The sequence below is a fragment of the Candidatus Methanogranum gryphiswaldense genome (assembly GCA_019262145.1).
GTDB lineage: Archaea > Thermoplasmatota > Thermoplasmata > Methanomassiliicoccales > Methanomethylophilaceae > Methanogranum > Methanogranum gryphiswaldense.
In genome coordinates this window covers 795,781-821,050 of record CP076745.1, presented here as the reverse complement: position 1 = coordinate 821,050, position 25,270 = coordinate 795,781, and the positions used below count along the sequence as shown (strand labels likewise).

Below are 25,270 nucleotides of genomic sequence, written 5' to 3'. Positions count from 1 at the left end.
TTTATCAGCGTCCAAGTTCCTTATGCGCCTTTCCCAACTGTCCAGAAGCCTGAGCGGCAAGCGTGGATAATTCTCCTGCTAATACGGTTGCTGCTACTAGCTCTGATAATTTTTTGGATTTACCTTCACCTAAACAGTCCATCATGCTCAATGCTTCCGACTGACAGGGGAGTGTTGTACCGCCTCCGACCGTACCGACTTCAACGGTGGGCATCCTCACACATATGTAAAGGTCGCCATCCACATTCTCGCATGTTGTAATGGACATGCTACCGCCAACCACTTGGGCCGGATCTTGTCCTGTTGCTAGATACATGGCGGCTACCATATTTGCCGCATGTGCGTTAGCTCCCAAAGTACCAGCAAGTATGCTGCCAACGAGATTCTTCCTATAGTTTATCTCGACGATGAGGTCCGTTGTTGTATGAAGCCTGTTCTCAACCACATCTTTTGGTATCTTGGCCTCTGCAACAACACTTTTTCCGCGTCCTTTGATAAGATTGATCGCTGCGGCCTTTTTATCGCTGCAGAGATTTCCAGAAACGGAGACCATTTCGGCACCTGTATTGTTTTGTATGACCTCACATGCTGCTTCCGTTGCGATGGTGGCCATATTCATTCCCATTGCATCTCCAGTATTGAAAGAGAATCTGAGATAAAGTCCCCGTCCGTCGATGAAAGATTCAACATCGTGGAGCTTGCCGTGACTTGTCGTCCCCGATACTGCCTGATCGAGTAGGTCAATATTGTTCTCTATCCAATCAACAGTTTCCTTAGCGTGTTTTATATCTCTGACACGAAAAACAGGAGCTCTTGTCATCATATCCTGGAGGACCAAGGTGTTGACCCCTCCACCATCATTGATGACCGACATTCCCCTTGATATGGAAGCTATGAGTGCTCCCTCTGTGGTCGCAAGCGGTATGAGGAACTCCCCCTTTGCGAATTCGCCATTTACTTTAACGGGTCCAGCATATCCAAGCGGTATCTGGACCGCTCCAATCATATTCTCAACATTCTTTGAGGCCTTCTCCGAACTGAAACAATATTTGGAGATGCTCTCAAGAGTGGTCCCTGTGAATTTTTCTACCGCATTACGTCTATCATCGACATCGGAATGCAGATAACCTCTATTCTTCAGACCCTTCTGCTCGACCATACATGGACATTGATTCAACGATATTATAATTATCGAGCCTTTTGGGGACAAACTAATAAAAAGGTAATCCTATGGCACCCCGTGGATAAGAACCGCATAAAACTCCGTTACGCATCGAACATTCCGTTCAACATAAGGTCCAAAACAAATATGCCTCGTGAAAAGATGTCCAAACAGGATAAACTAGATTATTTTATAATCAGACGTTTCCCTCTTTTCCTGATAATAAGCGTATTCTTAGTCATACTAGTGATAATTTTAACAAATTCCTCTACGATCACACAATTGGTTTATGCTATTTGTTTAGGATTTGTCTTTGGATTCTGCATGTTAGGCTTTTGCTGTTGTTTCATGATGGATAGGGGAGTGACGAATTATAAGGTCAATATCCTGATATTCATAATCGGACCAATGTTGATCGGACTTGTACTTTTCATTGCTGGAGAGGGTTTCTATCCCAGCGTATTTCTGATCAAATTCTTCGATATATTCGGAGGTAATGTTTCGTTCATAAGTATTACAGTTGCGGTATATTCAATCTTTATCGCGATATATCTTGTCAGCATTGGCGTGATATCTGTGATGGTCGGATATTTTAGAAGTTACCTGTATCGTATATTCAGATATATCGAGACATCAAAGAAAGACGATTCGAAAAAGAAAAGATTCACATATGGGATGTTTCGCATACCTGACATCATTGATGTAGAAGAAGTGGATCTTGATCCACAGATGGATGATGACAAATTCAATAAAGAACTATTCTTTAATGTGTTCATGAGCCTATTCCTACTAGGAATTGTAATATGCTCATATATCTTCCTCAATCCATTCTTCCTGACAGAGATGCCTCTCGATGAGATGCTGGTCATCGCGGTGATGCTTTCATTGTTCCTTTCTACATTGGTCATACCATGGAGCATAATGAAATCAGTTGGCGCGTATGTAAAATCCCAAGCGAGACCTTACTACTTGTGGAAAGGAATGAAAAGCAGATTATATCAGGGATTTTTTGCGATCACATTCATCATGATGATCCTTATGCTCTCAGCTTATTTGGGAATGGATTTTTCACGGATACTCGTGACATACATAGGATATGTACTGTTCATGGGACTTATCTCAGCTTTCACATCATATATTTATGTGAATCATTTCTACACCGGATTCAAAAATGGTATTGTCACTAGTTATTATGAGCGTAAGTATCGCAACAAAAATTGAAGCATTATTTTTTATCCGAACAGTATATTAGCAAATTCATCGTGATAACTTGAACGATCTTGATCTCTGTTTGAAAGCATTGTCTGATGAGACACGCAGGTCGATCGTCGAATTATTGCTTAGGTATAGTTTTTGTGCTTGGGCAATAGCAAAAAGATTGGATATTTCCGAGGCTGCAATATCTCAGCATTTGAAAGTTTTGCGCGACTGTGGACTGGTTACGGGCAAAAAGTGTGGATATTTCATTCAATATGAAGTAAACTGTGACAAATTACACGAGATCTCCTCATATTTGAATAATTTGACAGAAATTGTGAGGATACCATGTGACCCCACAATGGAAAACTGCTCATTGAAAAAACGTTGTATATGCCATTCTGAAAAACGTTGTAAAGGCTGCGACTGTTGTAATGACTGCAAAAGATGTCACAAAACCGAATCTACACGCAACTAAAATCGATCAATTTTGCTTAAGCCAATACTTAAATATTCAGCAAAACCATATCAACATATCCTTTGACGGAATAAGGAGGTAAACATATGAGTGAAGATTGTAACATTATGCCCCTAATAGGGGACAAAGCACCTGAATTCAAGGCTGTGACCACGCAAGGCGAGATCAACTTCCCACACGACTACAAAGGAAAATGGGTCATTCTTTTTTCCCACCCTGCAGATTTCACTCCGGTATGTACTACGGAGTTCATGACGTTCGCACACAGAGCTGAAGAACTAAGAGAAATGAATTGCGAACTTGTAGGTCTTTCCGTTGACTCACTGTACGCACACATTGCTTGGCTTAGAAAGATACAGGAACTCGAATGGAATGGAATGAAAAATATCGAAGTGAAATTCCCTCTGATCGAAGATATTCGCATGGATGTGGCTAAGAAATATGGTATGATCCAACCGGGACAATCCAATACACAGGCTGTAAGAGCTGTTTTCTTTATTGACCCCAAAGGAACCATAAGACTGATCATGTACTACCCACTTTCTTGTGGAAGGAACTTCGACGAAATGAAGAGAGTGCTTGCTGCACTTCAGACCGCGGATAAAGAAAGCTGTGCTACTCCGTGCGGATGGATGCCGGGAGACGACACAATAATCCCAACTGCTGGGTCCTGCGGTACCGCAAAAGAACGCGTCGAGAACAAAGACTCCAATAAATATTGTCTCGATTGGTTCCTTTGCTTCAACAAGAAGAAAAAGTGATATTTTAAACATAACAATTTTTTTTCAAACTTCTTTCCACTATTTTTAGTCAATAATATTAACTTGCACAATATTCACGGTCCACATGAGCGACCCGGCATATGATGCAATGTCAAAAGCGAAGAAACAGGTTGAAAGTGGTAACCCTAAGGGTGCCGCTGAGACACTCGAATCCTACCTTAAGACGGACCCTCATAACACAAAACCAAGACTTCTGTTGGCCAATATTGCATATTTTAATTTGAACGATGAAGGATACGGCGATATGGAAATGGATATAATTCTAGATCTGGAGCCAGATAATCTCGAGGCTCTCAAGGCATCTCTTTCCATACTGTCAAAAGATAAGAAATATCGCGATGCAGCAAAAAAAAGATATGAGAAGGTCATTGAATTAGAACCGAGCTCGGAAATATACAACGCATATGCCAGATTCTTGAGGAATCAATTTTTAGACTTTAAAATGTCGGCAGAATTCTACGAAAAAGCGATATCTTTATCCCCCAATAAATGCGAATATCATCAGAATTATGCAGTACTTCTTCTCATGGACCTCAAGGACTTTGAAAAAGCAAAAATCGAATTAGAAGAAGTTCTCAGAATCGATCCTGGTAACATATCGGCTAGAAAAAATTATGATCTTTTGTTGAAGAAAAAATTCGATAAGAATGGGAATGTCAAAAAAGGATTGTTTTCTCGAAAATGACTTAAGCGCTACCTTAATTAAATCAAACACCATACCTGGCCTGAAGGTGATTGATACGGAACTAAAAGGCTCTAAAACAGAAGCAAATTTATTGACCGCATTTGCGGGTGAGTGTCAAGCTAGAACGAAATATACGTATTATTCGTCGCAGGCGAGGAAAGAAGGATATGAACAGATAGCAGACATCTTTCTAGAAACTGCTGAGAACGAAAAAGAACATGCAAAACTATGGTTCAAAGCATTACACAACGGCTGTATACCAGAGACTGTCCAAAACCTGAAGGATGCTGCTGCTGGCGAGAATTATGAATATACTGATATGTATAAGCATTTCGCCGAAACCGCGAAGGAAGAAGGATTCATAGAATTATCCAATCTATTCCAAGCAGTCGCAAATGTCGAAAAAACACATGAAGAAAGATATTTGGATCTCATAAAAAATGTCCAAGATGGAAAAGTTTTCAAGAAAGACCATGTGTGTGTATGGAAATGTAAGAATTGCGGATATCTTCACGTAGGCACAGAGGCTCCAGCCATATGCCCTGTTTGTAAGCATCCCCAACCATTCTTCGAGATACGTGCTAAAAATTGGTAAATAATTTGGCCCCCGAAGGGGCCATAAATTTATTTTAAATTTAAAATAGTGTCCAATCTTTCAATTAGTGAACACACCTTTGGTCTTTGTTATCAGATATACCACAACAAATCCAAATACACCAACTATCACGACAAGTCCCAGAACCGATGCTACTGAGCATGCAATGACCGCTCCCATGTAGAATTTCTTAAGACCTACCAATAAGCCAGCGATAAGTGCACATACTCCACTGGCAGCCAACACATACCCCAAAGTCGCGATAAGATCTCTGAATTGCTGTTCTGTCATGTACTGCAATACAGTTTCCCAGACATCAGAGTCTTTCAATTGTTGTATCAGAGTATCGACATTTAAGGCCATACTCAAACCATCATACAATGCGAAGATTCCCCATGCTGCACAGAGTATCACTATTGCAAGTGTGTAATTTTTTGCATTGTTCGCAATGTCAGATTTCTTCTTTGCCTCATATTCTGCTGCAAATTCGGAGGTCTCTCCGGCCTGATGACCACATTCTGGACAAAAGGTATCATCTTCCTTTATACTTGCACCGCACTGGGTACAAAATTTACTTCCTTCCATAAAATGATAATATATTCTCTACTATTTTACACATATCGTGTTTTCCTTTTCGATGAATTCAAATACTATCAACTAGTTGTTGCATTCACGGATGTCAGTGAACGGATGTTTATCCATTCATTGCCGTGGCGGGATTTTCTTCCGCAGGCCGTACAGGGGCGTGAGCCGAATGTGCGGAATTTGAAGTTTTTGATATTTGTATTCAGCAATGCTTTTATATGTGACCAGGCATACCTTTGTTCGTTATTGCTCGAAAAGACCATAATACAGTCGAATTCGGGTGATTCAAAGAGGAATTACAATGGTAACAGTCTATGATGTTCCTGCTGAGCAACTTATACTCAAGACAGCTCAGAAACTAAAGGAGAACGATAAGATCGCGCCTCCTGACTGGGCAGAGTATGCAAAAACAGGCAGGCACACGGAAAGAGCGCCTACACAGGATGATTGGTGGTACACAAGGTCTGCCTCCATTCTTAGGAAGCTTTATGTAAAAGGTCCAATGGGATCCAGTAAATTAGCCGCTGAATACGGAGGATTTGCAGACAAAGGATCTATGCCTAACAGGGCAGTCAAAGGAAGCCGCAATATCGCCAGAAAGTGCATGATGCAGCTTGAATCCGCTGGATACCTTGTATCCAAAGACAAGCAGGGCCGTGCAATCAGCCCAGCAGGACAGTCACTCCTTGACAACACTGCGAAAGAGGTCTTTGACGAGATGAAAAAGAACTGAAGGTGAACTTACATGGAAGACCCTGAATTAGAAGCACTTAGACAAAAAAGAATGGCTGAAGTCCAACAGCAGCAAAATAATCAGTCTGCACAAGAAGAAAAAGCCAAACAGTTTGAGATGCAGAAGCAGGCCATTCTCAGGCAGATCCTAACTCCAGAGGCACGGGACAGACTCGCAAACATCAAACTTGCGAATCCCGAACAAGCCAACGCTGTGGAGATGCAGCTCATACAGATTGCACAGAGCGGCAGGCTTCAGGGAGTCATTACAGACGCCATGTTAAGAGAAATTCTTCAGAAGATCATACCTCGTAAGAGAGAGATCACTATTGAGAGGAGATAAACACATGTCAAGCACTAAACCGGCAGCCATGAAAGGCAGGCTGAACAAGAAAATAAAGCAGAACCGCCGTGTTCCCGCGTGGGTCATGCTTAGAACAAACAGACAATTCCTTCGCCACCCAAAAAGAAGGTCGTGGCGCATGGGTAAACTGAAAGAGTGAGGAGGGAAATATATGGCTGATGAGATAGAGAGAATCATGGTCGTCCCCCTGAGGAAGACAAAACAGGCTCCCCGCACAAAGAGATCGGCTCGTGCGGTGAAAGAGGTTAGGGAATTCGTCATGAGGCACATGAAGGTCGACGAGGACAATGTCTGGATCGATGCTTCTTTGAATGAGAAAATCTGGGAGAACGGAATTCGTAACCCTCCCTCCAAGGTAACTATCAAGGCCGTCAAATTCGACGACGGACTTGTAGAAGTTTCCCTAGTAGAGTGATTCGAATGATGAGACTCTCGAGATATGCCGGCAATCCCAACATTGGGGTGTACGCAGTAGTGAACGAGAGCCTCGGCTTCGTCGCTTGCGATGCTTCTCTTGAATTCATGAAGGATCTTGAGGAGATATTGGAGGTCAAACCATTCATGACGACCGTGGCCGGCTCATATGTGGTCGGTTCATTGGTCGCCATGAACTCTTATGGAGCGATCGTCTCCAATCTGACAGAGGAAAAAGAACTTTCCTTTATCAGAGAACACATTCCAGTGGATACGATTGAAGATAAGATGAATGCAGCCGGAAACAATATCCTTGCTAATGATCACGGTGCGATCATCAGTCCCGATATCGGAACCAATGCAGAACGGACAATCAGAGAAACCCTTGGTGTAGAAGTTGTGAAGGCCTCTATAGCAGGTTGCAACACAGTAGGGTCTGTATGTTGTGTAACAAACAAAGGATGTGTTTGTAACCCAGATGTAACAGATGAGGAAATGGCTCTGATCCAAGATGTACTGAAAGTAGAGGCGAGGAGAGCATCCGTCAATCACGGTATAAGATACCTGGGCGCCGGAATACTTGCCAATAGCAAAGGTGCACTTATCGGAGATTTGACCACACCAATAGAAATGGGTAAAATCGAGGATGGACTGAATCTGTTCTGACCTAACGGTCGAACACCCAGCATCCCATAAACTCACTTACATCATCCGATGTTAGATCGACTTCGTTACCTACGAATATTATAGAATCTTTGTCTATATATTCGAGAAAGTCATCGATTGTATCTATCGGTTGAGTAAGCCCCCCCACCCTATAATGCATGGGAACAATTATCTTTGGATTTATCATCTTTATGAATTTATCCAATTTACCGAGGCTAATCGTAAAAACCTCTCCTACTGGGACAAATAATATATCGACGTCCTGAAGATCATCGATAACATTCTGAGAAGGTATGTCGCCTATGTCCCCACAGTGACAGAATGTCATATGATCCATTCTGAATTTGTATATCGTGTTCAATCCGCGTTTGGCACCGGATTCCTCGTCGTGAAATGAAGGATACCCTTTTATTTTAATGCCTTTGACCTCAAATTCACCCACTTGACCAAGAATGTCAGTATGGTTTCCCTTTACAATTTTAAAAGCACTGTGATCCGAATGTGCATGCGACATCAACACGATATCTGCTGAACACATGGGAGGTTTTATTCCAATGGATTTTCCATCATGGGGATCCAGAACAATAGTAATTTCATTACCTTGTAGTTCAAAACACGAATGCCCATGCCAAATTACATCCATGGTATCTCATGCAAGATAACGTTAATAAATCTTGTTTAACCATGAATGATGTCTATACAAAAAAAGTTGATTTTAACTACAGCAAACATATAGTTTCACGAGGCGAATCCATAATAGGCGACGATGATTAGAAATAAATGTGTCGGGGCGATCATATAATTCTACTCTGAAATAATCAAATAATCAAAATATCCAAACAATAAATCGATATGCCAACCAAGGAGTCTGCCAATAAGGTCCAACTCCAAATGTTATAACAGAATGAAACTTAAATACCAATGAAGTGATGTAAAAACAATGAAAAAAACGCTGATCCTTGTTGTGGACAGGGATGATGATTTTGGAGTCAAAGGAGGTATTGAGTCACCTGTGATAGGTGTCCAAGACTGTTCAATAGCGGCAACTGCCCTGGGAATAGCTGACCCTGAAGATTCTGATATCAATGCCCTTTATGCGGCAATAAACATCTACAAGGATCTACACAATGATAGGAATAGCAATGTAGAGGTGGCACTGATCTGTGGAAATCAAAAAGTTGGTTACAGATCAGATGCAGCTATCGTCGAAGAACTCGAAGAGGTCCTCGATAAGGTCAAACCAGACTGCATAATACTTGTTGGTGACGGGGCAGAGGATGAATACGTTTATCCAATAATATCATCCCGTATTCATATCGATTCGGTCAGAAAGGTCTATGTAAAGCAAGCACCCGGAATAGAGGGGACAGTTTACATTTTTTCAAAGATTTTGAGCGATCCTGCCAAGAAAAAAAGATTTTTAGCCCCTATAGGATGGGTCATCGTTCTGATATCCCTCGTATATCTTATTCCAGGCTTATTCTCTGTGTATGCAGGTAATTCCGAACTGTTCTCAATTACGACCCCATTGGTGGTTTTCCTGATTGGATTTTTCTTTATGCTTTATGCATACAACATACCTGATTGGATCTCCAAATGGCAAAAAAAATGGATGAGTAGATTCAAATCCGGGAGCGTTTCTGTTACCTTCACAATGGTATCCATAATAATAATGGCCGCAGGCGTTGTTTACGGATACTTTGCACTCGAAACCATATATATCTATCGTATTTCACAAATCATCATATGGTACATATACTCAGTTATGTGGTTCATAATATTCGGCATGATGATCTATATCGCGGGAGATATGTTGGATTCATATCTCAGAAATAATACGATAAAGATCAGTCATTTCACATCATGCATAAATCTTGCAGCACTGGGACTTATATGCATGGGGGCTCTGGACATACTGCTAAATTATTTGAAGATCGGTGTTGTCAATCCTACCACATATACGTTTGAGATCGCTACAGGGATCCTTATTGCGTTTATCGGGGCTGCGATCCTTCGTTATATAAAGCAATTCTATATAAGAGACAATAGGCTGGATGAAGATGCAGTACAGTGATTGGGAACCAATATACAACCAGATCCTTGAGGATATGGGATACGATAAAGGAATGGATGAGACCTCGGTCAGGATCCTAAAGATGGTCACCGTCAATTGTGACCTGATGGATGAAGAGGAACTTACCAAGATCATCGGTACCGAGGTCACTGTATTTGGAAATTCAGACAATCTTGAAAAGGACATTGAAAATCTCAAACCGATAGGGACGTTCATTGCGTCAGGATCGGCAGTCTCAAAACTACTCCGTATGAAGATAATACCTGATATAATTGTGACAGACCTGGATGGCGACATAATTCCTCAAATACAGGCCAGTGAAGATGGTACAATTTCGTTGTTACACGCACATGGCGACAACCATACGGCCATCCTTATGTACGCATCTAGATTCAAAGGACCAGTCATACTTACAACACAATCAAAGCCTGATACGATAGTATTGAATTTTGGAGGTTTCACGGACGGTGACCGTGCAGTATGCCTTGCCAAACATTATGGGGCCAAAAAAATACTACTGGAAGGTTTTGATTTTGATAATCCTGGTCAAAAAAGTAACTGTGATCCTGAAAAGAAGCTCAAAAAATTAAAATGGGCAAAAAAGATCATATACGACTATAACAAGACCGATATAGAGATAATAAAACCCTGAATTATTTTTTATAGGGATAAGCATTACTCTGATTGGGGAATGGGAGAAATGGAACTGGCGTACCTTGTTTTGCTCATATTGGCAATAATCTATGTACCGTTCTATTTCTGGGTACGATATTCTCCAAAAGCAGAGAAATACGGTCTCAAAAAATACGGTCCTGCTATAATGTTAAGGACCAAATTGGGAATGAGACTCATTAACAAATATTCCAAATATAATAGATTTTGGAGATTTTTTGGAGCATTATCCCTCGTTCTCTCTTTCATATTAATGATTGTGATAATGTATATCCTGATAGTAGGTTTATTGAATCTACCTTCAACATTAAAATCTGAAGGGTTAGGAATACAATATGCTCTTGCAATACCCGGTATCAATCCATTGCTACCGATCGGATTCGGAATAATAGGTCTGATCGTTGCTGTATGCCTTCATGAATTGGCGCACGGCATGCAAACAGCTTCCAACGGTATGCGTGTGGATTCAACAGGGCTTTTGCACCTTGTCGTTCCTATGGGTGCATTCGTAGAGCCAAATGAAGAAGATGTTGGAAAAGCAACAAGAAAAGTCAAACTTCATCTGTATGCTGCAGGAATCGCAACCAACTTTATCGTTGGATCGATAGCGTTCATGTTGTTCGCGGTTGTAATGTTAGGCGGGATATCCTCACCATACGGCGATCAAGCAGCGGTGTATGGTGTGACATCGAACTCAGAAGCTTATGAGAACGGAATCCCGGCAGGAGCAATAATAGATACTGTGGACGGACAAGAGATAATACTTTACGACTACACCACTACATATACATGGTATCCAGGAGATACAGTTACAGTTAATTACATAACTGAAAATTCCACAGGTATTGCAGTCATTACTTGGGGAGTCTATATTGAAAAAGTTGTTGAAGGCTCTCCGGCAGATACTGCTGGATTGGAAGCAGGGTATTACATACTGTCACTCACCTCGAGTGAAGGAAAAACCGCACTGTATACCGCTAATCAATTCAGTAACTATATGAAGTCCACGCATTCAGGTGAAGATGTCGTGATAGAATACATGACCTCGGAAGGAGAAGTTGAAACCGTTACTACAACGTTGAGTTCTAATGGATCTGTAGGATACCTTGGTATAAGCACAACAACATCTGGAATGAGCTTCAAAACGCCCAATGAAGTATTAGATATCGCAAGGAATCCCTTCTACAGCGACGAGACCGTAACAGACTATGCTACATCTGCCATAAGTTACATCTCCGGTCCCTTCAGCGGATTCTCACCTATGCCGTCATCGTGCCAATGGTGGTATGATGTTCCCGGAGATGCAGATGTATTCTGGTGGATATGCAGCCTATTCTATTGGATATTCTGGCTGAACATAATATTGGGTGTTTCCAATGCCATACCTGCAGTACCGTTCGACGGTGGATTCATATTCCTTGGAGGTATCGATTGGCTCCTCGAAAAGTTTGGTCTAAAGGACCGTCAAAGACGTGAAGCAATTGCAGATAGGATCACAAGTTACGTGTCGATGGCAGTATGGATGATGTTCATACTTGTGATAATCTCAATAGTGATCTGAGAAGAGTTAAGGAGACCTTCAATCAGCTGGGGGATATTGCCCAAGAAAAATCGCGGTATTCCTCGGGACAACTGATCTTATGCTGTGCAAGCGCGGTCTCCGGTGTTTGATTCCCATCCGTGACACCCTTAGGGTTGGCTGGCTTACAAACCGTTTACACTACATACATATATAGTAATTTTTGAACTCGATCTGGTAAAATACTAACCTTCATACATTACCAATTTTGTTATCACATTTGTTATCAATACAGACATCCAGACATTATTTAATGTCAAAATTATTTAAAATATACAAATTCACATTAAGTTTTATTAACTAAGAATACAATCTCTCATAACTATGTTTAACCCAGAAAAAGATTTCAATCGTAAAGTCATCGAAGCATTGGGAAAGGATGGAAAATCCATCAGTGCACTTGCGAAAGAACTCGAAGCACAGGGCATAAAACATCATCGTCTCATACTGACAGGATACCTACGGGCATTGACGGATATGAATATCCTAAGAGAAAAAGAGATCCCCCCTTCCAAAATATATATACCGATCAAAGGAACAAATGATACGATATATCAATCTGTAGAAAGATCAGTTAAAAAAATATCTGACCAACCTAATGAGACAATATTATATGTTCTCTCACGCCTCTTCAAACGTCCGATATTTGAATCAGAATTAAAACTTGCAGGTGTTTCCAGGGTGAATGCGAGGCCCGTAGATGGCCAAACTGTTGCAGAATGCAAAAAAATCCTTAAACGCAATGGAAATATAATTCCGACAGAGATCGCATATGAACCCACATTCGAATATCCAGATATATATTCTGACGTTCTAACGGATATCATACTGGAATACAAAGATTCTAGACACTTGGTCATGGAAACAAAACAAACCAAATTGATGTGAAGGACAACACCCTTTTTATCCTATACAATCATTGCGGGTCTATGACCTTAGATGCCATTATTGAAGCTATTAAAAACTTCCCAGGGGTCACAAGAAAAAGGCCTATTCACACAATTGTGGATAAATTTCCTGTCTCTGCCTTTCCACAGGTAGCTGCTTCTGAAGGAGAAGATGCTGCCGCCATCGATTATGGAGACGATTACATTTTATTTGCTGCAGATGGCATAATGGAATCACTTGTCAACACGGATCCATTCTTTGCAGGTTATTATGCTGTTCTGGTAAATGTCAACGATATTGCCGCCATGGGCGGTAAGGCGATGGCAATGGTCGATGTGATGTCACTTTCAAAAAGCAGAGTTTGCAATCAAATAATCAACGGAATGTGTACGGCTGTCAAAAAATTCAATGTTCCCATTGTCGGAGGTCATACACACCCGGATTGTAAGTATAATGCGATCGACATCGCGATAATAGGTAAGGTTCCAAAAGGTGACATTATACTCAGTTCTGAAGCAAAAAAAGGTGACGACATCATATTCGTAATGGATCTGGATGGACACTACCCTGATGGATTGAAATACGCATGGGACACCACCATCAACAAAGAAGATAAACTTGTTCAGGACCAGATGGAGGTCATGACCAGGATCGCTGCCATGCACCTCGTACATTCTGGCAAGGACATGAGCAATCCCGGTTGTATCGGTACTCTCGGTATGATGCTTGAAAGTTCACAAAAAGGCGGTACGGTGGATATAGACATGATCCCAATACCTGAAGGCGTGGATCTGATCCAATGGATCCTTTCATATCAGGGATGTGGATTCGTGTTTGCCTGTCCTCCAGAAAATTCTGGTAAGGTCATAGAACTTTTTGAAGCGGTGGCTTGCACTGGTGCTGTTGTAGGTAAGATAGACGATACTAAAGAATTAAAACTTACATATGAAGACCGGACCAAAGTATTATTCGATTTCAAAACCGACATCATAACTGGGTGTGTACCTAAAAGATAAAAGCGTTAGGCCACAGAGGTGGACACCACATCCCAGCTCAAGTTTATCACATTGATCCTCAACCCTGTTTACCCGCAAACGTCAGTAGTTCAAGGTAAGGCTGCTCCCGTCAGGGCCTGACCCGGTTCCCCCGATTAGCGTAAGGAAAACGACCCTCCGGCCGTCACACATACGTACGCCAACTCTACAGGACAAGATCTCATAGTCACTTTGTGAGCTTGAACGTTCAGCGTTGCCGCCCCCTGCTGTCACCCCCGCTATTGACGATTGCGGGTGTAGGGCACGCCAAGCTCCCCGGTCAAGCCTAACAAGGGGTCTATTGTTTGTCGATATATAACATCTTCTGGTTATTCATTATCTTAGACAAAAATTCATTCATAAATCATTATATACAAAATCAAACATAAGACCGTGCTAATTGTTAGCACGTGACAGGGAGAGAGGGGAATGAGCTTCTTTGGAATAACCGACCCGTGGATCTGGGGTGCGTACGTTGCATGTTTCGCGTGCACCATATTGTGTATTGCATACTACCTATACTACAAGAATAAAGAGGAAGAGAGCGATGAGTGAAACATCAGTATCAATACCGATTTTCCTGGTAATGATGGTAATATTCGTTGCTGTTACCATATTCCTTGGGTATTATGGATATAAACACACAAAGAGCAATCAAGACTACCTTCTAGGAAGAAACAAAAGCAATGCATTCATCATTGCTCTGTCCTATGGTGCAACATTCTTGAGTGCATCGGCAATAATCGGTTTCGGAGGACAGGCTGCCGTTCACGGAATGTCTATGTTGTGGCTTTGTTTCCTCAACATGTTCGTTGGAGTTTTTGTCGCCTTCGCACTATTCGGAAAACGCACAAGAAGACTTGGCAGAAAACTCAAAGCCTCGACATTTGCAGACCTTTTAGGAAAACTATACAAGTCAAAAGGTATCAGGGCCTTCACCGCGATCATTATCATCGTCATGATGCCCATATATTGTGCGGCTGTTCTCAAGGGAGGAGTCAACTCTCTTGCTGTGATAACAGGCCTTACAGATTACTATGATCTTATCCTGATAGGCCTGGCCGTCGTTGTTGGTGTCTATGTCATTTACGGTGGTATAATCGCAGTGATGTACAATGATGCACTACAGGCAGTGATCATGTTTGCCGGTATGGCGGTAATACTAATTGTCACATATGTTACCCTCGGAGGCGTAACGGCCGCCAATTCAGCGTTATCTGATCTATGGAGTCAGAATGTATGGGATTATACTGGTACACTTAGCGGATTCAACGGATGGACCTCATTCTCCGACTTCGGATCCAATGAATGGCTAATGGTTGTGACAACTTTCCTGCTCGGAGTCGGTATCGGTGTCATAACACAGCCACAACTAGCTGTAAGATACATGTCTGCAAAGGATGATAAAACATTAAACAAATCGATGGTAATAGGTGCCATATTCATATTCATGATCGTAGGAGCCGCATACACATGTGGTGCGCTCAGCAATGTGTATTTCTTCAATGAATACGGTCAGATCGCATATCAACATGTGACACTTGGTATAGATTACATAATACCAACATTCGTCTTAGAAATATTCGCAGATGTCACATTCGGAAATGTGTTCGTTTCTCTATTCTTACTCTCACTTCTATGCGCCTCAATTTCTACCATCAGCGCACTCATGCATACCATAGGTGCAGCGGGAGGTCATGATATATACAACATCATGAAAAAGAAAGACAAGAACATCATTGTCGATTCCAAATCCATAAGGATCAACCGTATGTTCACAGCGATCATGATGGTCCTTGTCGTCGTATATTGTTATCTCATGCCATCGGACATCATCGCCAAGGCAACATCCTTGTTCATGGGTATGACGGCAGTAGCATTGCTCCCGACCTATACTCATGGATTGTACTCAAAGAGACCTAGAAAAGATGCAGCGATCGCAAGCATTGTAGCAGGAACGGTATCATACCTGATATGGGCACTTTTCATATGTAAAAGCACATCCATATTCCTGCCTATCTGTAAATTGATCACCGGTAACCAAGTACTGTTCATGAATTCAAGCTTGATGTACGTTGACCCTGTGATCATCGCACTCCCAATATCGATCCTGGCAATGGTGGCGGTACTTCTTTTCAAAAAGAATGTCCCGCAGAATGACGAACCTGAAGCGGAGATCACAACGGCCGATGCCAATAAAACAGCAGAATGAAGAACATTTAAATGACAATACATATGCGGTTGTATGGCTGATGGTGCGCTTGAACTGAGGAACGTTTCTGTTGTGCGTGATGGCAGAAAGATCCTCGACTCAATAACCCTGGACATAGGTCTGGGGGAGAATGTCGCAATAATCGGACTTAATGGTTCGGGAAAAACAACCCTCCTAAAACTTCTCAGGGGGGATGTTCTTCCTTTTTATGATCAGGAGGACCCATCTGTAATCAAGATATTCGGGGAATCCAATTGGAATATATTCGAACTCAGAAACAAGATGGGTGTCGTATCGATGGACCTGCAGAATCAGTTCAGATCCGATACTAAAGTGTTCGAAGTAATAATGTCTGGATATTTCGGAAGCCTAGATATCTTCAGAAATGTGAACGTGACCGATACCATGATCAAAAAAGCATACGAAATGGCAACCATGATGGGTATAGAAGATCTATTGGAAAGAAAGATTGAGTGCCTGTCATTGGGAGAGATGAGGCGTACGTTGATAGCCAGAGCACTTGTGACAGATCCTATACTGCTCGTCCTTGATGAACCGATGACTGGACTAGACATTGTAATGAATTCCAGATTCAGACAGATGTTCGATATTCTAATTGAACGTGGCATAAGTATAATGATGATCACACATGACCTTACAGACATACCTCTCTGTGTAGACAGAGTGATAATGTTGAAAAATGGAAAAATATTCGCCGACGGCAAGAAATCAAAAGTATTGAATTCCGATACCGTTAGTGAAGTATACGGCGAACCTATTAAAGTCGAATGCACTAATGGCATATATCGCATGCATTTAACATAAGGAAGGAAAAAAAATGAAAACGATCTGTCCTGAATGTGGAAACGAGATTCCAGAAAATTCAGAATTCTGTCATCACTGTGGGCGTTCCAGCAAAAGCGCGATAAAACTAGATGATAAAGGGAATGTCGTTCAAGGAAACAACATCTGTAAAACGTGCGGATGTGATATAAATCCCGGTGATTTGTTCTGTCAACATTGCGGTGCAACGATAACAAAGGATCAAATGACCTCGACGTTCAGACCTAAACTCAACAAGAGCGGAATAGTAGGCATAATTCTGGCATTAGGCCCCGGATTCTTCAACATATTTGGATTGGGGCATCTTTGGTTTAGAAGTTACAAAAGAGCGGCAATATACTTGGTAATATCCGTTCCTCTGTTCTATCTAACCTATTATGGAAATCTCACGTCCTATTATAGTACCATACTTTTCTTAGCAAGTATATTCATCTACTTCATACAGGCAATGGAGGCCCTGACCCTGGCTTTCATGCCACGTCAACAAAAGAAGATCAAAAAGGAGTGACATGTCTGAGGATTGGACCGAGAAGTATAGGCCGAAGACCCTAAAAGACGTCGTCGGTAATCCATCTGCTACCAACGAGATGCTATCTTGGGCAAAATCATGGGATATGGGAATACCGGAAAAGAAAGCCCTCATACTGATCGGGACACCTGGTGTTGGAAAGACCACCTCCGCTGAAGCACTTGCCATTGATATGGGTTGGGGGATAGTTGAGATGAATGCGTCCGATCAACGGACAGGGGACATCATCAGGGACATTGCTGTAAGGGGCGCAAATTCGAATACATTTGATAACAGTGGAAACTATCTGGATGTCAAAAATGGTGGCAGAAAACTCATTGTTCTCGATGAGGCGGACAACCTATTCGGTTCCGTGGATAAGGGTGCTCTTCCGGCGATTAACGAGCTTATCAAGACCACCAAACAACCGGTGATATTGATCGTCAATGACTTCTATGCCCTTTCAAAAAAAAGTTCTGCAATAAAAACAGACACTATACAAATAACATTTAGAAAGCCGACCTCTCGTGCCATAGTTGCTGCCCTTGCTGCCATTGCAAAAAAGGAGAACATTACCATCGATACAGGTGTTCTTGATAGGATCACATCAAATTCAAACGGTGATATGCGTGCGGCCATAAGGGACCTGGAATCCTTGGGATTGGGAACACAGAACATATCATATGGATCGGCAGATCAAATATCTGAAAGAAATATAAAAAAAGATATGTATGCTGTCGTAGACGCGATTTTCAGAAAGAACGACCCTGGATCGGCTAGAGCAATGCTTTCAAAAGCAGATTCCGACCCAGAGACCGCCATACTCTGGGTGGACGAAAACCTTCCATATGAATATCGTGAGCCTGGGGACCTGGTCAGAGGATATGAAAAACTATGCCGTGCAGATGTTTATCTAGGAAGGGTGCACAGACGTCAATACTATAGATTCTGGGCTTATGCCAGCGATATGATGACGATGGGTGTTGCAACAGCGAGGATGAACAGTCTGGTCTCACATGAAAGAATTCGTTTTCCCATGTATCTATCTAAAATGTCTCATTCCAAGAACACACGTGCTCTCAAATATTCCATTTGTTACAAATTGGCTGTCCTTAACCATACATCCACAAAAAGAGTAGAATTTGACATACTTCCCAACGTAAAACAACTATGCAGGAATTCGGAAGAATACTGTGTAATGTTAGTCAAAGATGCTACACTTGAACCAGAAGAACTCGGATATCTGATCGATAAAAAGATCGATTCAGAACAAGTGAAAAAAGCCTTTTTAAAGACACTTCCTCCAAAAGAAACAACACAAATAATAAAAAAACCAGAACCTATCGTTGATATACCCCCTGTAATAGAACAGATACAAACAACGATGGTACAGGATGTACAATCCAAACCTGAAACCAAAAAAACACAACGCAACTTATTTGAATTTTAAGTGATCCAATGGATGAATCTTATCGCGATCTTCTCATACGTCAACAATACAGGCTCTACAAAGACCACGCAGCAGTAAAACTCTGTCATTGGATGAAGGAAAGTATGCTTCATGAAAGACATTGCTATAAACAGGATTTCTATGGCATAAAAAGTCACAGATGTTTACAGATGACACCTGCGATAAATGAGTGCAGTCATCAATGCACATTCTGCTGGAGGGTCGAAGGAAGAGATTTTGAGGTCACTGACTGGGCTGAACCCAAAGAGATGTTAGACGCTCTCATAGAACAACAGAGGCTTTTGATATCGGGATTCAAGGGAGACCCGAGATGCAGCAAAAAGATGTTTGAAGAAGCATACAATCCGAACCAGGTTGCCATATCATTGGCCGGTGAACCGATCACCTACCCATATCTATCTGATTTCTTCAAAGAATGCCACAGTCGTGGAATGACAACGTTCCTTGTCACCAATGGAACATATCCCGATGAGATGAATGCCTTGGATACACTGCCGAGACAGATGTATGTCACCGTAGCTGCACCCAACGAAGAAATTTACAAAAAAGTATGCCGCCCAAAGATCAAAGATGGTTGGCAAAGACTCATGAAAACACTTGAATCGTTCCCATCACTCGATACAAGGACCGTCATAAGGCATACGTTGGTCAAAGACCTGAACTTCGGATGGATAGAGGATTATGCTAAACTCGATAATATTGCCGAACCAGATCTCATAGAACCTAAAGGCTATGTGTTTGTCGGAGGATCGAGAGAAAGACTTTCAATCACGAATATGCCATCATTTGAAGAGATCAAAGACTTTTCAATACAGCTAGGAGATCTAGTGAACATGAAATTAATAAAAGAGAGACCCGACAGCAGGGTCGTACTTCTAGGTTCAGAAGATATCGACACTGATATCGGAAAATTATATTCATGAAAAAGTTTAGATTTTGATGAACGCGTAGGCCAAAAGAACAATATTCAAGACAAGGAACAAATAAACCACCTTGAATTTTAGCTTCTGTGTCTTGTGTCTAAATGTCTTCATTCCTGCTACAGCACCAATTGCTCCAAAGAAAGACACGGTCAGCAATGTAGCCTCCGATATCCTCCATTGGTCCTTGATGGCCCTACGCTTATCAATACCATACAAAGCAAAAGCTATCATGCATATGACCAGATAAACGACGAGCAGCACAAGGAAGCCCGTGCTGAATGTTTCCATTCAAGCACGCTGCTTTGCAATGAAATCGTCCACTTTCTTCTCGAAGCCTGCTTCGTCTTTCTCGCCTTTTCCGCAGAAAAATGCAGCATCGGCTATACCGAGTGTAGTGGAGACCGTCGCACACTGTTTTTCTCCTTTCTCATCGTCGAACATGCAACAGATGTAAAGAGATACTTTCTTACCAGTGAGGTCAGCTTTATTTTTCTCTAAGAATTTCACTAACGGACTGTAAGGTTTTCCTGCATGGATGCCGGTTCCGAACACAATCTGTTTGTATCCTTTGAGATCGATCACCGTCTGCTTTTTGAGGTCAAATGTATCGGCCTTAAGAGCATCGGCAATGTATTTTCCTGTCTTTTTCGTATTTCCAGTTATACTGGAAGCATATATTACTGCAATTGTAGGTTGCATTTCCATCCCATTGCCTTAATGAAAGTACCTGTTAATAAGAATTATGCAACGATCAGTCCGAAATCATCTTAACAAGTACCTTTCTGGCCCTTGGTCCGTCAAATTCACATATAAATATACCTTGCCAAAGGCCAAGCAACATCTCGCCATTCTCCACTATCACTGTAGCCGACGATCCGATCACGGACGTCATTATATGAGCACAAGAATTACCTTCACTGTGTTTGAATTCGAACCTATCAGGAAATGATTCGCGAAGTCCAAACATAATATCGTTCCTGACATCCGGATCTGCATTTTCATTAACTGTTATACCCGCTGAGGTGTGAGTAGAATATATTACCACTATCCCACTTTTAAAACCACTTTTGGAGATCACATCACGCACATCACCAGTGATATCCATCATACCGAACTCAGTCGTGTGAACATCGATCTCTACGCTGCCAGTCATTAGGACAAATATGTAGACTGTATAGAAAAACGTTTAGGAGAGGATCGACCTCTCCATTGTTTTCAAATCTTTTTACCTATCTCTTTTGCCTTGGACATTATATCCTTGTTGTTCTTGGCCGCGTCAAGAGGATTTCCACCCGTGATGGCGATCTTTCCAACTGAACTAAATTTAAAGTAATTTACCATCACACCTTCAAACTTATCTGCCAATTCCTGAGCTCCAGCCGATCCACAAGAAGTAACTATGGCGACCTTTTTTCCTGTACCGATATTCAGACTGAAATCCCCATTGAGGAACGAATAGAACCGATCCTCCAGTAATCTGTACTGTCCGCACGCCTCGCCAAAATAGACCGGTGATGATAATATAACACCCTCTGAATCCCTGATCGCATCTAAAACTGGAGTGAGGTCATCCTTTACCACACATCTACCAGCTTTTTTACATCCATTGCATCCCTGACACCCTTTCCTATTTGTCATGGGATTCAAATAAAAGATTTTGACATCCTTACCATTTTCCTTTGCTGAATCTGCTATGGCGTTAACCACAGTATCACAATTTCCGCCTTTTCTAGGACTAGATATTACTGCCACAATTGACAATGAACCACCAACTTACCAAAGGATAGTAGTAATATAAAAGAATTGTTAGAGAATTTTGAAATAGTAATAGTGGTTGGGGGTAACTATGCTAAACAAGGACAACGCACCCAGGATGGACTGCGCTGTTGACGCTACAATGTCCCTGATCGAAGGGAAATGGAAATCTACGGTCCTTTGCAAACTTATGATCAAAGGCGACATGAGATTTTCAGAACTTTTATCTCAGATGCCGATGGTATCTCCAAAGGTGCTGACCAATCAACTAAGAGAACTTGAAAGGGACGGCCTCATATCTAGGACGATCTACGCTGAAGTACCAGTACGTGTTGTCTATAGTATAACCGATCGTGGCAGAAGCCTTGGACCCATACTAAAAGAATTGGCCAACTGGGCGTTAGATAACATATTCTTGAACATGGTCACATTCGAAAAGGACATAGATACAGATGTCAAAAAGACGTGCTGATTTCATTCCATGATACAAAAGATGATTTATCTCGTATACTTATCGTAATTGATCATATGGGTTATTCAGTCAAATTGATCGACCAGGAAACATGCGATGCTTACAAGATGAGATTTTGTTCCAATATCCTATTCTCTGCAAAAGCTGACATCGCGGGAGTATGCGTCGAGCTATGTACATCAGATAGAGAACATATCGAAATGTGGAATGACAATTTTTATGCCATGTCCGACCATACGGTACCGCATGCCAGATTATTCTGCATCAATGATTTAGAACTTGATATGGAAGTTTTTTTTGAACCCAGAACCTGTACTGCATTTCTATTCAACATTGACTACTATGGATGGATAAAGAGCATAGCACTTGGAATAACGGGCAATATCTTAGAAGAGGCACACGATAGATTTTCCATTCATGGTGCAGTATTAGATGTCGATGATGTCGGTGTGACCCTCATTGCTCCTTCGAAGACGGGCAAGACCACTCAATCATGGGGATTGCTCAGGGATGTGAACTCACGCTTGATCTCGGATGACTGGTACTTTGTTAAATTAGGTAAAGGAAGACCCGTGGCATATGGATCTGAAAAGAATTGCTACATTGATGCTGATATCGGAGATGTATGGGAAGAATTCAAACCTCTCGTAAAAAATGTCAGATTCGATAGTAACGGAAGGGGAATAGCCAACATAAGATGGATTGCTGGAAATGATTCTGTATCGAATAGTACAACAATAAGACATGTGATACTGATGAAACGCGACCCAACAGACCAGTGCAGATCTGTTGCCATTTCCTCTGAAGAAGCGTTACACTATATGTTAATAAATGACCTCTGTAATCCTCACCAAATCATTAGGTCCGAACGCAAAATGCGGATAAGGACAGAATTCCTAAGAAAATTTCTGGATGATTGTAATGTGCATATGATCAACACAATTGGAACACCAGAACAGACCCAGGATATCATAAGGAACATAATAAGAAGGTGCGACCCATAATTCACATATCCTCTAAAAAATCAAATGACCCACATGGGTCCGATAAAACCAATACCTCAAATAAACGAAAGTCCAAAAAACTAAAGATTGGAAGTGCTGCAAGGAGTGAGAAAAGACATCTATCGATGATCACGATCTATTCTCTCCTAATTATATTCGTACTGATCGTCTTCATGGGCCTAATTCTTTGTTTGTTCGGTGACGGTATCGGCTCCTGGCAATCGCATATCAGCAGTACCATGGACAGCCTGATAGCAGCAGCCATCGTACTGATATTTCTTGATAGTGTCAATATGTTCAACAATGAGAACAGAAAGCAACGTGAAGAACGTAGAGCGATCATAAGACATAATAAAATCATACAACCAATGATAGATATGTATCTGGCAAGGAAGAACATGGTCATCACCCCTAATGAAATGACCTTGAAAAAATTCCAAATAAACACGACATTTAGGCTCTGCGACCTCAAAGATATGTACGGACCCTCGAATCTCGTTTCAGATGTGGGTAAATCCAAGATAGAGGTATACCAATACTACCAAGACAAATTAGTGGTCGGCATGAGCCGTCTTGTTGAATCTGTAGATTTTGCATCATATCAGGACCTGTGTGATGCCGGCATGAATTACATCAATGCAACCACCTATGGTGCATCTGCTCTTGAGGCAGTAGTGGAGTATCAAGATGCCACATCCGGTACAAGATCGGTAAAATCTATGGTCATTAATATGATCATAAACGAACCGGAGAATGGGAAGTTCGCATATGCAGAACCTATGATGAAAAATGTGTATCTGGTACATCAGATGATAGTAGACCAGCAAAAAGCATTAGAAGATTATTTGGACATCATAGAAAAGATAAATGCACAAGAACCAAAGAACAACAGGGTAAAACATCAAGAATACGAATGACCCAGGATCAAGGGTACTGGATCAGATAATGATATTTCGTCCTCTTTGACGACGCAATCATAAACCAGTACCCTTACGCCACAGGAATGGGCCAACTCCAACATTCTACCGAATTCATAATGCATCCCATAATTTGGTTCAAACCGATCTACGCCTTTCATTTGGATTACGAATATCAATATGGAATCATATCCTTCAGAAACCGCTTTCATCAACTCTTTGATATGCTTAACACCTCTCTCGGTCCTGGCATCAGGAAAAAGTGCCGTACCATTTTTCTCCAAGGTCACTCCTTTGACCTCGATCAAATATCTTGTATTGTCTGATTCAACATATACATCTAGCCTCGAATCGCCTATCTTGTATTCTGGAACCATCTTATCGTACGGACCTATTATTGTGCCAATTTTTTCAATGACCACCTTGTTGGGCGCCTGAGAATCTATATTCACAAGGGTTCCCCCTTTGTACACTGAAATGAGGTCATAATCGGTCTTCCTATTTTTCTTCTTCGATCTTTCCAATACGACCTTTGCTCCATTTACCAAAAGTTCTTTGCAACGACCGGTATTCTTAACATGACACTTCGTCCTTATGCCTTCCACATCCACAATTGCGATAAATCTGTTGGGCCTTTCTATGAAAACTCCTGTGCATACCTCGCCGTATCTCATCTATATCACTCGATATCCGAAATTTCTAGGAGTACATAGTGGATAACTTAATATAGGGTCTTCCTCGCTAACCATTTATCATGGATACGTACCACATCACCAACCCAGAGATCATGCAACTCAAAGAGACAATGGGATTCCGCGTAGGAATGGCCCATTGGAAGGAATTCGTTGCTGACCACCCAGATGGATGTACAAGTGCAGAACTCATCGAATTGGTAAAAAGGTGGATGAACCCCCCCTATGAACAACAGAACCTTGACGCATATCTTCAGAGCATACTCAAAGTATTCGTCAATTTCATTAGAGGAAACTCACTCAGTGCACCTCTCCTGAAATGATTTATAATACCCATGACCTTTCACGGGATGAAAGGTCATGGCAACATCATTCATAACACCAATATTGTGCTCGTTCGCGACAATAGTTCTCGCGGTATTTTCTTTCGAATACTACAAAATGTACAAGATCGACACCCACGACGCATCGACAAAAAGAATGTTCTTCTTCATGATAATTGTCCTGATCGTCTTCATAGTGGGCACCGTCGCAGCGTACCTAATGTCATTCGACATGATATGAAC

Annotated in this window: 33 protein-coding genes and 1 other RNA gene; 25 read left to right on the top strand and 9 right to left on the bottom strand. The window is 41.6% G+C overall.

Going from position 1 to position 25,270, the window contains the following annotated elements; translation table 11 throughout:
• Nucleotides 1–4 precede the first annotated feature (4 nt).
• Nucleotides 5–1,159 carry a hydroxymethylglutaryl-CoA reductase (NADPH) gene (gene hmgA / locus KRP56_04190; protein ID UAL07056.1) on the bottom strand — a complete coding sequence of 385 codons (1,155 nt, stop codon included), beginning with the start codon at nucleotides 1,157–1,159 and terminating at the stop codon, nucleotides 5–7.
• 81 nt (nucleotides 1,160–1,240) lie between these two features.
• On the opposite strand from hmgA, the gene KRP56_04185 reads away from it, so the two are divergent.
• From KRP56_04185 to KRP56_04165, 5 genes are all read left to right on the top strand, one after another.
• Entirely contained in the window at nucleotides 1,241–2,383 is a 1,143-nt protein-coding gene (locus KRP56_04185) for a hypothetical protein (GenBank protein ID UAL07055.1), read from the top strand.
• Between the two features lie 49 nt (nucleotides 2,384–2,432).
• Complete coding sequence (locus tag KRP56_04180) at nucleotides 2,433–2,837, top strand: metalloregulator ArsR/SmtB family transcription factor (GenBank protein UAL07054.1); 405 nt, start codon at nucleotides 2,433–2,435, stop codon at nucleotides 2,835–2,837.
• A gap of 86 nt (nucleotides 2,838–2,923) precedes the next feature.
• Complete coding sequence (locus KRP56_04175; protein UAL07053.1) at nucleotides 2,924–3,598, top strand: peroxiredoxin; 675 nt, start codon at nucleotides 2,924–2,926, stop codon at nucleotides 3,596–3,598.
• A gap of 85 nt (nucleotides 3,599–3,683) precedes the next feature.
• A complete protein-coding gene (locus KRP56_04170) occupies nucleotides 3,684–4,304 on the top strand; it encodes a hypothetical protein (GenBank protein ID UAL07052.1) in 621 nt (206 codons plus the stop codon).
• Complete coding sequence (locus tag KRP56_04165; GenBank protein UAL08454.1) at nucleotides 4,273–4,899, top strand: rubrerythrin family protein; 627 nt, start codon at nucleotides 4,273–4,275, stop codon at nucleotides 4,897–4,899. The genes KRP56_04170 and KRP56_04165 overlap by 32 nt, the downstream gene beginning before the upstream one ends.
• Before the next feature lie 60 nt (nucleotides 4,900–4,959).
• Here the strand turns inward: KRP56_04165 and KRP56_04160 are convergent, their stop codons facing one another.
• Complete coding sequence (locus KRP56_04160; GenBank protein UAL07051.1) at nucleotides 4,960–5,484, bottom strand: zinc-ribbon domain-containing protein; 525 nt, start codon at nucleotides 5,482–5,484, stop codon at nucleotides 4,960–4,962.
• A gap of 301 nt (nucleotides 5,485–5,785) precedes the next feature.
• Between KRP56_04160 and KRP56_04155 the strand changes: the two genes are divergently transcribed.
• From KRP56_04155 to KRP56_04135, 5 genes are read left to right on the top strand one after another with little or no spacing between them, the layout of a single operon-like run.
• Entirely contained in the window at nucleotides 5,786–6,217 is a 432-nt protein-coding gene (locus KRP56_04155; GenBank protein UAL07050.1) for a 30S ribosomal protein S19e, read from the top strand.
• Nucleotides 6,218–6,229: 12 nt separating this feature from the next.
• On the top strand, nucleotides 6,230–6,559 hold the full coding sequence (locus KRP56_04150) for a DNA-binding protein (protein UAL07049.1): 330 nt from the start codon (nucleotides 6,230–6,232) through the stop codon (nucleotides 6,557–6,559).
• A gap of 4 nt (nucleotides 6,560–6,563) precedes the next feature.
• The gene (locus KRP56_04145; GenBank protein ID UAL07048.1) at nucleotides 6,564–6,719 is read left to right on the top strand and encodes a 50S ribosomal protein L39e; all 156 of its coding nucleotides are present in this window, start codon (nucleotides 6,564–6,566) and stop codon (nucleotides 6,717–6,719) included.
• Nucleotides 6,720–6,731: 12 nt separating this feature from the next.
• Nucleotides 6,732–6,995: a 50S ribosomal protein L31e gene (locus KRP56_04140; GenBank protein ID UAL07047.1), complete on the top strand. Its 264-nt coding sequence runs from the start codon at nucleotides 6,732–6,734 to the stop codon at nucleotides 6,993–6,995.
• Between the two features lie 8 nt (nucleotides 6,996–7,003).
• Nucleotides 7,004–7,660, top strand: a complete 657-nt coding sequence (locus KRP56_04135) for a translation initiation factor IF-6 (protein ID UAL08453.1) — start codon at nucleotides 7,004–7,006, stop codon at nucleotides 7,658–7,660.
• Nucleotide 7,661: 1 nt separating this feature from the next.
• Here KRP56_04135 and KRP56_04130 read toward each other — a convergent pair whose 3' ends face one another.
• Nucleotides 7,662–8,303 carry an MBL fold metallo-hydrolase gene (locus tag KRP56_04130; GenBank protein UAL07046.1) on the bottom strand — a complete coding sequence of 214 codons (642 nt, stop codon included), beginning with the start codon at nucleotides 8,301–8,303 and terminating at the stop codon, nucleotides 7,662–7,664.
• Between the two features lie 297 nt (nucleotides 8,304–8,600).
• Between KRP56_04130 and KRP56_04125 the strand changes: the two genes are divergently transcribed.
• The 5 genes from KRP56_04125 to KRP56_04105 all read left to right on the top strand — a co-directional run bounded on the left by KRP56_04125 (nucleotide 8,601) and on the right by KRP56_04105 (nucleotide 13,889).
• Nucleotides 8,601–9,734 (top strand): DUF373 family protein, encoded by a 1,134-nt coding sequence (locus KRP56_04125; protein ID UAL07045.1) that lies wholly within the window; start codon nucleotides 8,601–8,603, stop codon nucleotides 9,732–9,734.
• Complete coding sequence (locus KRP56_04120) at nucleotides 9,721–10,386, top strand: DUF115 domain-containing protein (protein UAL07044.1); 666 nt, start codon at nucleotides 9,721–9,723, stop codon at nucleotides 10,384–10,386. The genes KRP56_04125 and KRP56_04120 overlap by 14 nt, the downstream gene beginning before the upstream one ends.
• Nucleotides 10,387–10,434: 48 nt before the next feature.
• Nucleotides 10,435–11,967 (top strand): site-2 protease family protein, encoded by a 1,533-nt coding sequence (locus tag KRP56_04115; protein UAL08452.1) that lies wholly within the window; start codon nucleotides 10,435–10,437, stop codon nucleotides 11,965–11,967.
• Nucleotides 11,968–12,309: 342 nt separating this feature from the next.
• The gene (locus KRP56_04110; GenBank protein ID UAL07043.1) at nucleotides 12,310–12,873 is read left to right on the top strand and encodes a hypothetical protein; all 564 of its coding nucleotides are present in this window, start codon (nucleotides 12,310–12,312) and stop codon (nucleotides 12,871–12,873) included.
• Nucleotides 12,874–12,914: 41 nt separating this feature from the next.
• A complete protein-coding gene (locus KRP56_04105; GenBank protein ID UAL07042.1) occupies nucleotides 12,915–13,889 on the top strand; it encodes a methanogenesis marker 2 protein in 975 nt (324 codons plus the stop codon).
• 3 nt (nucleotides 13,890–13,892) lie between these two features.
• On the opposite strand, the gene ffs is transcribed toward KRP56_04105, so the two are convergent.
• Nucleotides 13,893–14,199: signal recognition particle sRNA (ffs, locus tag KRP56_04100), an RNA gene on the bottom strand.
• A gap of 255 nt (nucleotides 14,200–14,454) precedes the next feature.
• Here ffs and KRP56_04095 point away from each other — a divergent pair.
• The 5 genes from KRP56_04095 to twy1 are packed head-to-tail and all read left to right on the top strand — an operon-like array spanning nucleotide 14,455 to nucleotide 19,864.
• Nucleotides 14,455–16,119: a sodium:solute symporter family protein gene (locus KRP56_04095; protein UAL07041.1), complete on the top strand. Its 1,665-nt coding sequence runs from the start codon at nucleotides 14,455–14,457 to the stop codon at nucleotides 16,117–16,119.
• 33 nt (nucleotides 16,120–16,152) lie between these two features.
• Nucleotides 16,153–16,944: an ATP-binding cassette domain-containing protein gene (locus KRP56_04090; GenBank protein UAL07040.1), complete on the top strand. Its 792-nt coding sequence runs from the start codon at nucleotides 16,153–16,155 to the stop codon at nucleotides 16,942–16,944.
• Between the two features lie 13 nt (nucleotides 16,945–16,957).
• Nucleotides 16,958–17,470 (top strand): zinc-ribbon domain-containing protein, encoded by a 513-nt coding sequence (locus KRP56_04085; GenBank protein ID UAL07039.1) that lies wholly within the window; start codon nucleotides 16,958–16,960, stop codon nucleotides 17,468–17,470.
• 1 nt (nucleotide 17,471) lies between these two features.
• Nucleotides 17,472–18,920 (top strand): replication factor C large subunit, encoded by a 1,449-nt coding sequence (locus KRP56_04080; GenBank protein ID UAL07038.1) that lies wholly within the window; start codon nucleotides 17,472–17,474, stop codon nucleotides 18,918–18,920.
• Nucleotides 18,921–18,928: 8 nt separating this feature from the next.
• Entirely contained in the window at nucleotides 18,929–19,864 is a 936-nt protein-coding gene (gene twy1 / locus KRP56_04075) for a 4-demethylwyosine synthase TYW1 (GenBank protein UAL07037.1), read from the top strand.
• A gap of 6 nt (nucleotides 19,865–19,870) precedes the next feature.
• Here the strand turns inward: twy1 and KRP56_04070 are convergent, their stop codons facing one another.
• From KRP56_04070 to KRP56_04055, 4 genes are all read right to left on the bottom strand, one after another.
• Nucleotides 19,871–20,152, bottom strand: a complete 282-nt coding sequence (locus tag KRP56_04070) for a DUF1294 domain-containing protein (GenBank protein UAL07036.1) — start codon at nucleotides 20,150–20,152, stop codon at nucleotides 19,871–19,873.
• Nucleotides 20,153–20,569 (bottom strand): flavodoxin domain-containing protein, encoded by a 417-nt coding sequence (locus tag KRP56_04065; GenBank protein UAL07035.1) that lies wholly within the window; start codon nucleotides 20,567–20,569, stop codon nucleotides 20,153–20,155.
• 46 nt (nucleotides 20,570–20,615) lie between these two features.
• Nucleotides 20,616–21,017, bottom strand: coding sequence for a secondary thiamine-phosphate synthase enzyme YjbQ (locus KRP56_04060; protein ID UAL07034.1), 402 nt, complete (start codon nucleotides 21,015–21,017; stop codon nucleotides 20,616–20,618).
• Nucleotides 21,018–21,079: 62 nt separating this feature from the next.
• Entirely contained in the window at nucleotides 21,080–21,625 is a 546-nt protein-coding gene (locus KRP56_04055; protein ID UAL07033.1) for a flavodoxin family protein, read from the bottom strand.
• A gap of 112 nt (nucleotides 21,626–21,737) precedes the next feature.
• Here KRP56_04055 and KRP56_04050 point away from each other — a divergent pair, with 112 nt between their 5' ends.
• The 3 genes from KRP56_04050 (at nucleotide 21,738) to KRP56_04040 (ending at nucleotide 24,012) form a co-directional block, all read left to right on the top strand.
• On the top strand, nucleotides 21,738–22,091 hold the full coding sequence (locus tag KRP56_04050) for a helix-turn-helix transcriptional regulator (GenBank protein UAL08451.1): 354 nt from the start codon (nucleotides 21,738–21,740) through the stop codon (nucleotides 22,089–22,091).
• Nucleotides 22,092–22,147: 56 nt separating this feature from the next.
• Nucleotides 22,148–23,095: a hypothetical protein gene (locus KRP56_04045; GenBank protein ID UAL07032.1), complete on the top strand. Its 948-nt coding sequence runs from the start codon at nucleotides 22,148–22,150 to the stop codon at nucleotides 23,093–23,095.
• A gap of 125 nt (nucleotides 23,096–23,220) precedes the next feature.
• Nucleotides 23,221–24,012: a hypothetical protein gene (locus KRP56_04040; GenBank protein ID UAL07031.1), complete on the top strand. Its 792-nt coding sequence runs from the start codon at nucleotides 23,221–23,223 to the stop codon at nucleotides 24,010–24,012.
• On the opposite strand, the gene sfsA is transcribed toward KRP56_04040, so the two are convergent.
• The gene (gene sfsA, locus KRP56_04035) at nucleotides 23,997–24,686 is read right to left on the bottom strand and encodes a DNA/RNA nuclease SfsA (GenBank protein UAL07030.1); all 690 of its coding nucleotides are present in this window, start codon (nucleotides 24,684–24,686) and stop codon (nucleotides 23,997–23,999) included. The genes KRP56_04040 and sfsA overlap by 16 nt on opposite strands.
• 80 nt (nucleotides 24,687–24,766) lie before the next feature.
• Here sfsA and KRP56_04030 point away from each other — a divergent pair, with 80 nt between their 5' ends.
• The gene (locus KRP56_04030; GenBank protein ID UAL07029.1) at nucleotides 24,767–25,027 is read left to right on the top strand and encodes a hypothetical protein; all 261 of its coding nucleotides are present in this window, start codon (nucleotides 24,767–24,769) and stop codon (nucleotides 25,025–25,027) included.
• 37 nt (nucleotides 25,028–25,064) lie between these two features.
• Entirely contained in the window at nucleotides 25,065–25,268 is a 204-nt protein-coding gene (locus KRP56_04025) for a hypothetical protein (protein ID UAL07028.1), read from the top strand.
• Nucleotides 25,269–25,270: the final 2 nt, after the last annotated feature.

Excerpts from the sequence above, each read along its gene's own strand:
- hmgA (UAL07056.1), bottom strand. The coding sequence starts at position 1,159 with ATGGTCGAGCAGAAGGGTCTGAAGAATAGAGGTTATCTGCATTCCGAT.
- KRP56_04175 (UAL07053.1), top strand. The coding sequence starts at position 2,924 with ATGAGTGAAGATTGTAACATTATGCCCCTAATAGGGGACAAAGCACCT.
- KRP56_04170 (UAL07052.1), top strand. The coding sequence starts at position 3,684 with ATGAGCGACCCGGCATATGATGCAATGTCAAAAGCGAAGAAACAGGTT.
- KRP56_04165 (UAL08454.1), top strand. The coding sequence starts at position 4,273 with ATGTCAAAAAAGGATTGTTTTCTCGAAAATGACTTAAGCGCTACCTTA.
- KRP56_04160 (UAL07051.1), bottom strand. The coding sequence starts at position 5,484 with ATGGAAGGAAGTAAATTTTGTACCCAGTGCGGTGCAAGTATAAAGGAA.
- KRP56_04155 (UAL07050.1), top strand. The coding sequence starts at position 5,786 with ATGGTAACAGTCTATGATGTTCCTGCTGAGCAACTTATACTCAAGACA.
- KRP56_04150 (UAL07049.1), top strand. The coding sequence starts at position 6,230 with ATGGAAGACCCTGAATTAGAAGCACTTAGACAAAAAAGAATGGCTGAA.
- KRP56_04145 (UAL07048.1), top strand. The coding sequence starts at position 6,564 with ATGTCAAGCACTAAACCGGCAGCCATGAAAGGCAGGCTGAACAAGAAA.
- KRP56_04140 (UAL07047.1), top strand. The coding sequence starts at position 6,732 with ATGGCTGATGAGATAGAGAGAATCATGGTCGTCCCCCTGAGGAAGACA.
- KRP56_04135 (UAL08453.1), top strand. The coding sequence starts at position 7,004 with ATGAGACTCTCGAGATATGCCGGCAATCCCAACATTGGGGTGTACGCA.
- KRP56_04130 (UAL07046.1), bottom strand. The coding sequence starts at position 8,303 with ATGGATGTAATTTGGCATGGGCATTCGTGTTTTGAACTACAAGGTAAT.
- KRP56_04125 (UAL07045.1), top strand. The coding sequence starts at position 8,601 with ATGAAAAAAACGCTGATCCTTGTTGTGGACAGGGATGATGATTTTGGA.
- KRP56_04120 (UAL07044.1), top strand. The coding sequence starts at position 9,721 with ATGCAGTACAGTGATTGGGAACCAATATACAACCAGATCCTTGAGGAT.
- KRP56_04115 (UAL08452.1), top strand. The coding sequence starts at position 10,435 with ATGGAACTGGCGTACCTTGTTTTGCTCATATTGGCAATAATCTATGTA.
- KRP56_04110 (UAL07043.1), top strand. The coding sequence starts at position 12,310 with ATGTTTAACCCAGAAAAAGATTTCAATCGTAAAGTCATCGAAGCATTG.
- KRP56_04105 (UAL07042.1), top strand. The coding sequence starts at position 12,915 with ATGACCTTAGATGCCATTATTGAAGCTATTAAAAACTTCCCAGGGGTC.
- KRP56_04095 (UAL07041.1), top strand. The coding sequence starts at position 14,455 with ATGAGTGAAACATCAGTATCAATACCGATTTTCCTGGTAATGATGGTA.
- KRP56_04090 (UAL07040.1), top strand. The coding sequence starts at position 16,153 with ATGGCTGATGGTGCGCTTGAACTGAGGAACGTTTCTGTTGTGCGTGAT.
- KRP56_04085 (UAL07039.1), top strand. The coding sequence starts at position 16,958 with ATGAAAACGATCTGTCCTGAATGTGGAAACGAGATTCCAGAAAATTCA.
- KRP56_04080 (UAL07038.1), top strand. The coding sequence starts at position 17,472 with ATGTCTGAGGATTGGACCGAGAAGTATAGGCCGAAGACCCTAAAAGAC.
- twy1 (UAL07037.1), top strand. The coding sequence starts at position 18,929 with ATGGATGAATCTTATCGCGATCTTCTCATACGTCAACAATACAGGCTC.
- KRP56_04070 (UAL07036.1), bottom strand. The coding sequence starts at position 20,152 with ATGGAAACATTCAGCACGGGCTTCCTTGTGCTGCTCGTCGTTTATCTG.
- KRP56_04065 (UAL07035.1), bottom strand. The coding sequence starts at position 20,569 with ATGGAAATGCAACCTACAATTGCAGTAATATATGCTTCCAGTATAACT.
- KRP56_04060 (UAL07034.1), bottom strand. The coding sequence starts at position 21,017 with ATGACTGGCAGCGTAGAGATCGATGTTCACACGACTGAGTTCGGTATG.
- KRP56_04050 (UAL08451.1), top strand. The coding sequence starts at position 21,738 with ATGGACTGCGCTGTTGACGCTACAATGTCCCTGATCGAAGGGAAATGG.
- KRP56_04045 (UAL07032.1), top strand. The coding sequence starts at position 22,148 with ATGGGTTATTCAGTCAAATTGATCGACCAGGAAACATGCGATGCTTAC.
- KRP56_04040 (UAL07031.1), top strand. The coding sequence starts at position 23,221 with ATGATCACGATCTATTCTCTCCTAATTATATTCGTACTGATCGTCTTC.
- sfsA (UAL07030.1), bottom strand. The coding sequence starts at position 24,686 with ATGAGATACGGCGAGGTATGCACAGGAGTTTTCATAGAAAGGCCCAAC.
- KRP56_04030 (UAL07029.1), top strand. The coding sequence starts at position 24,767 with ATGGATACGTACCACATCACCAACCCAGAGATCATGCAACTCAAAGAG.
- KRP56_04025 (UAL07028.1), top strand. The coding sequence starts at position 25,065 with ATGGCAACATCATTCATAACACCAATATTGTGCTCGTTCGCGACAATA.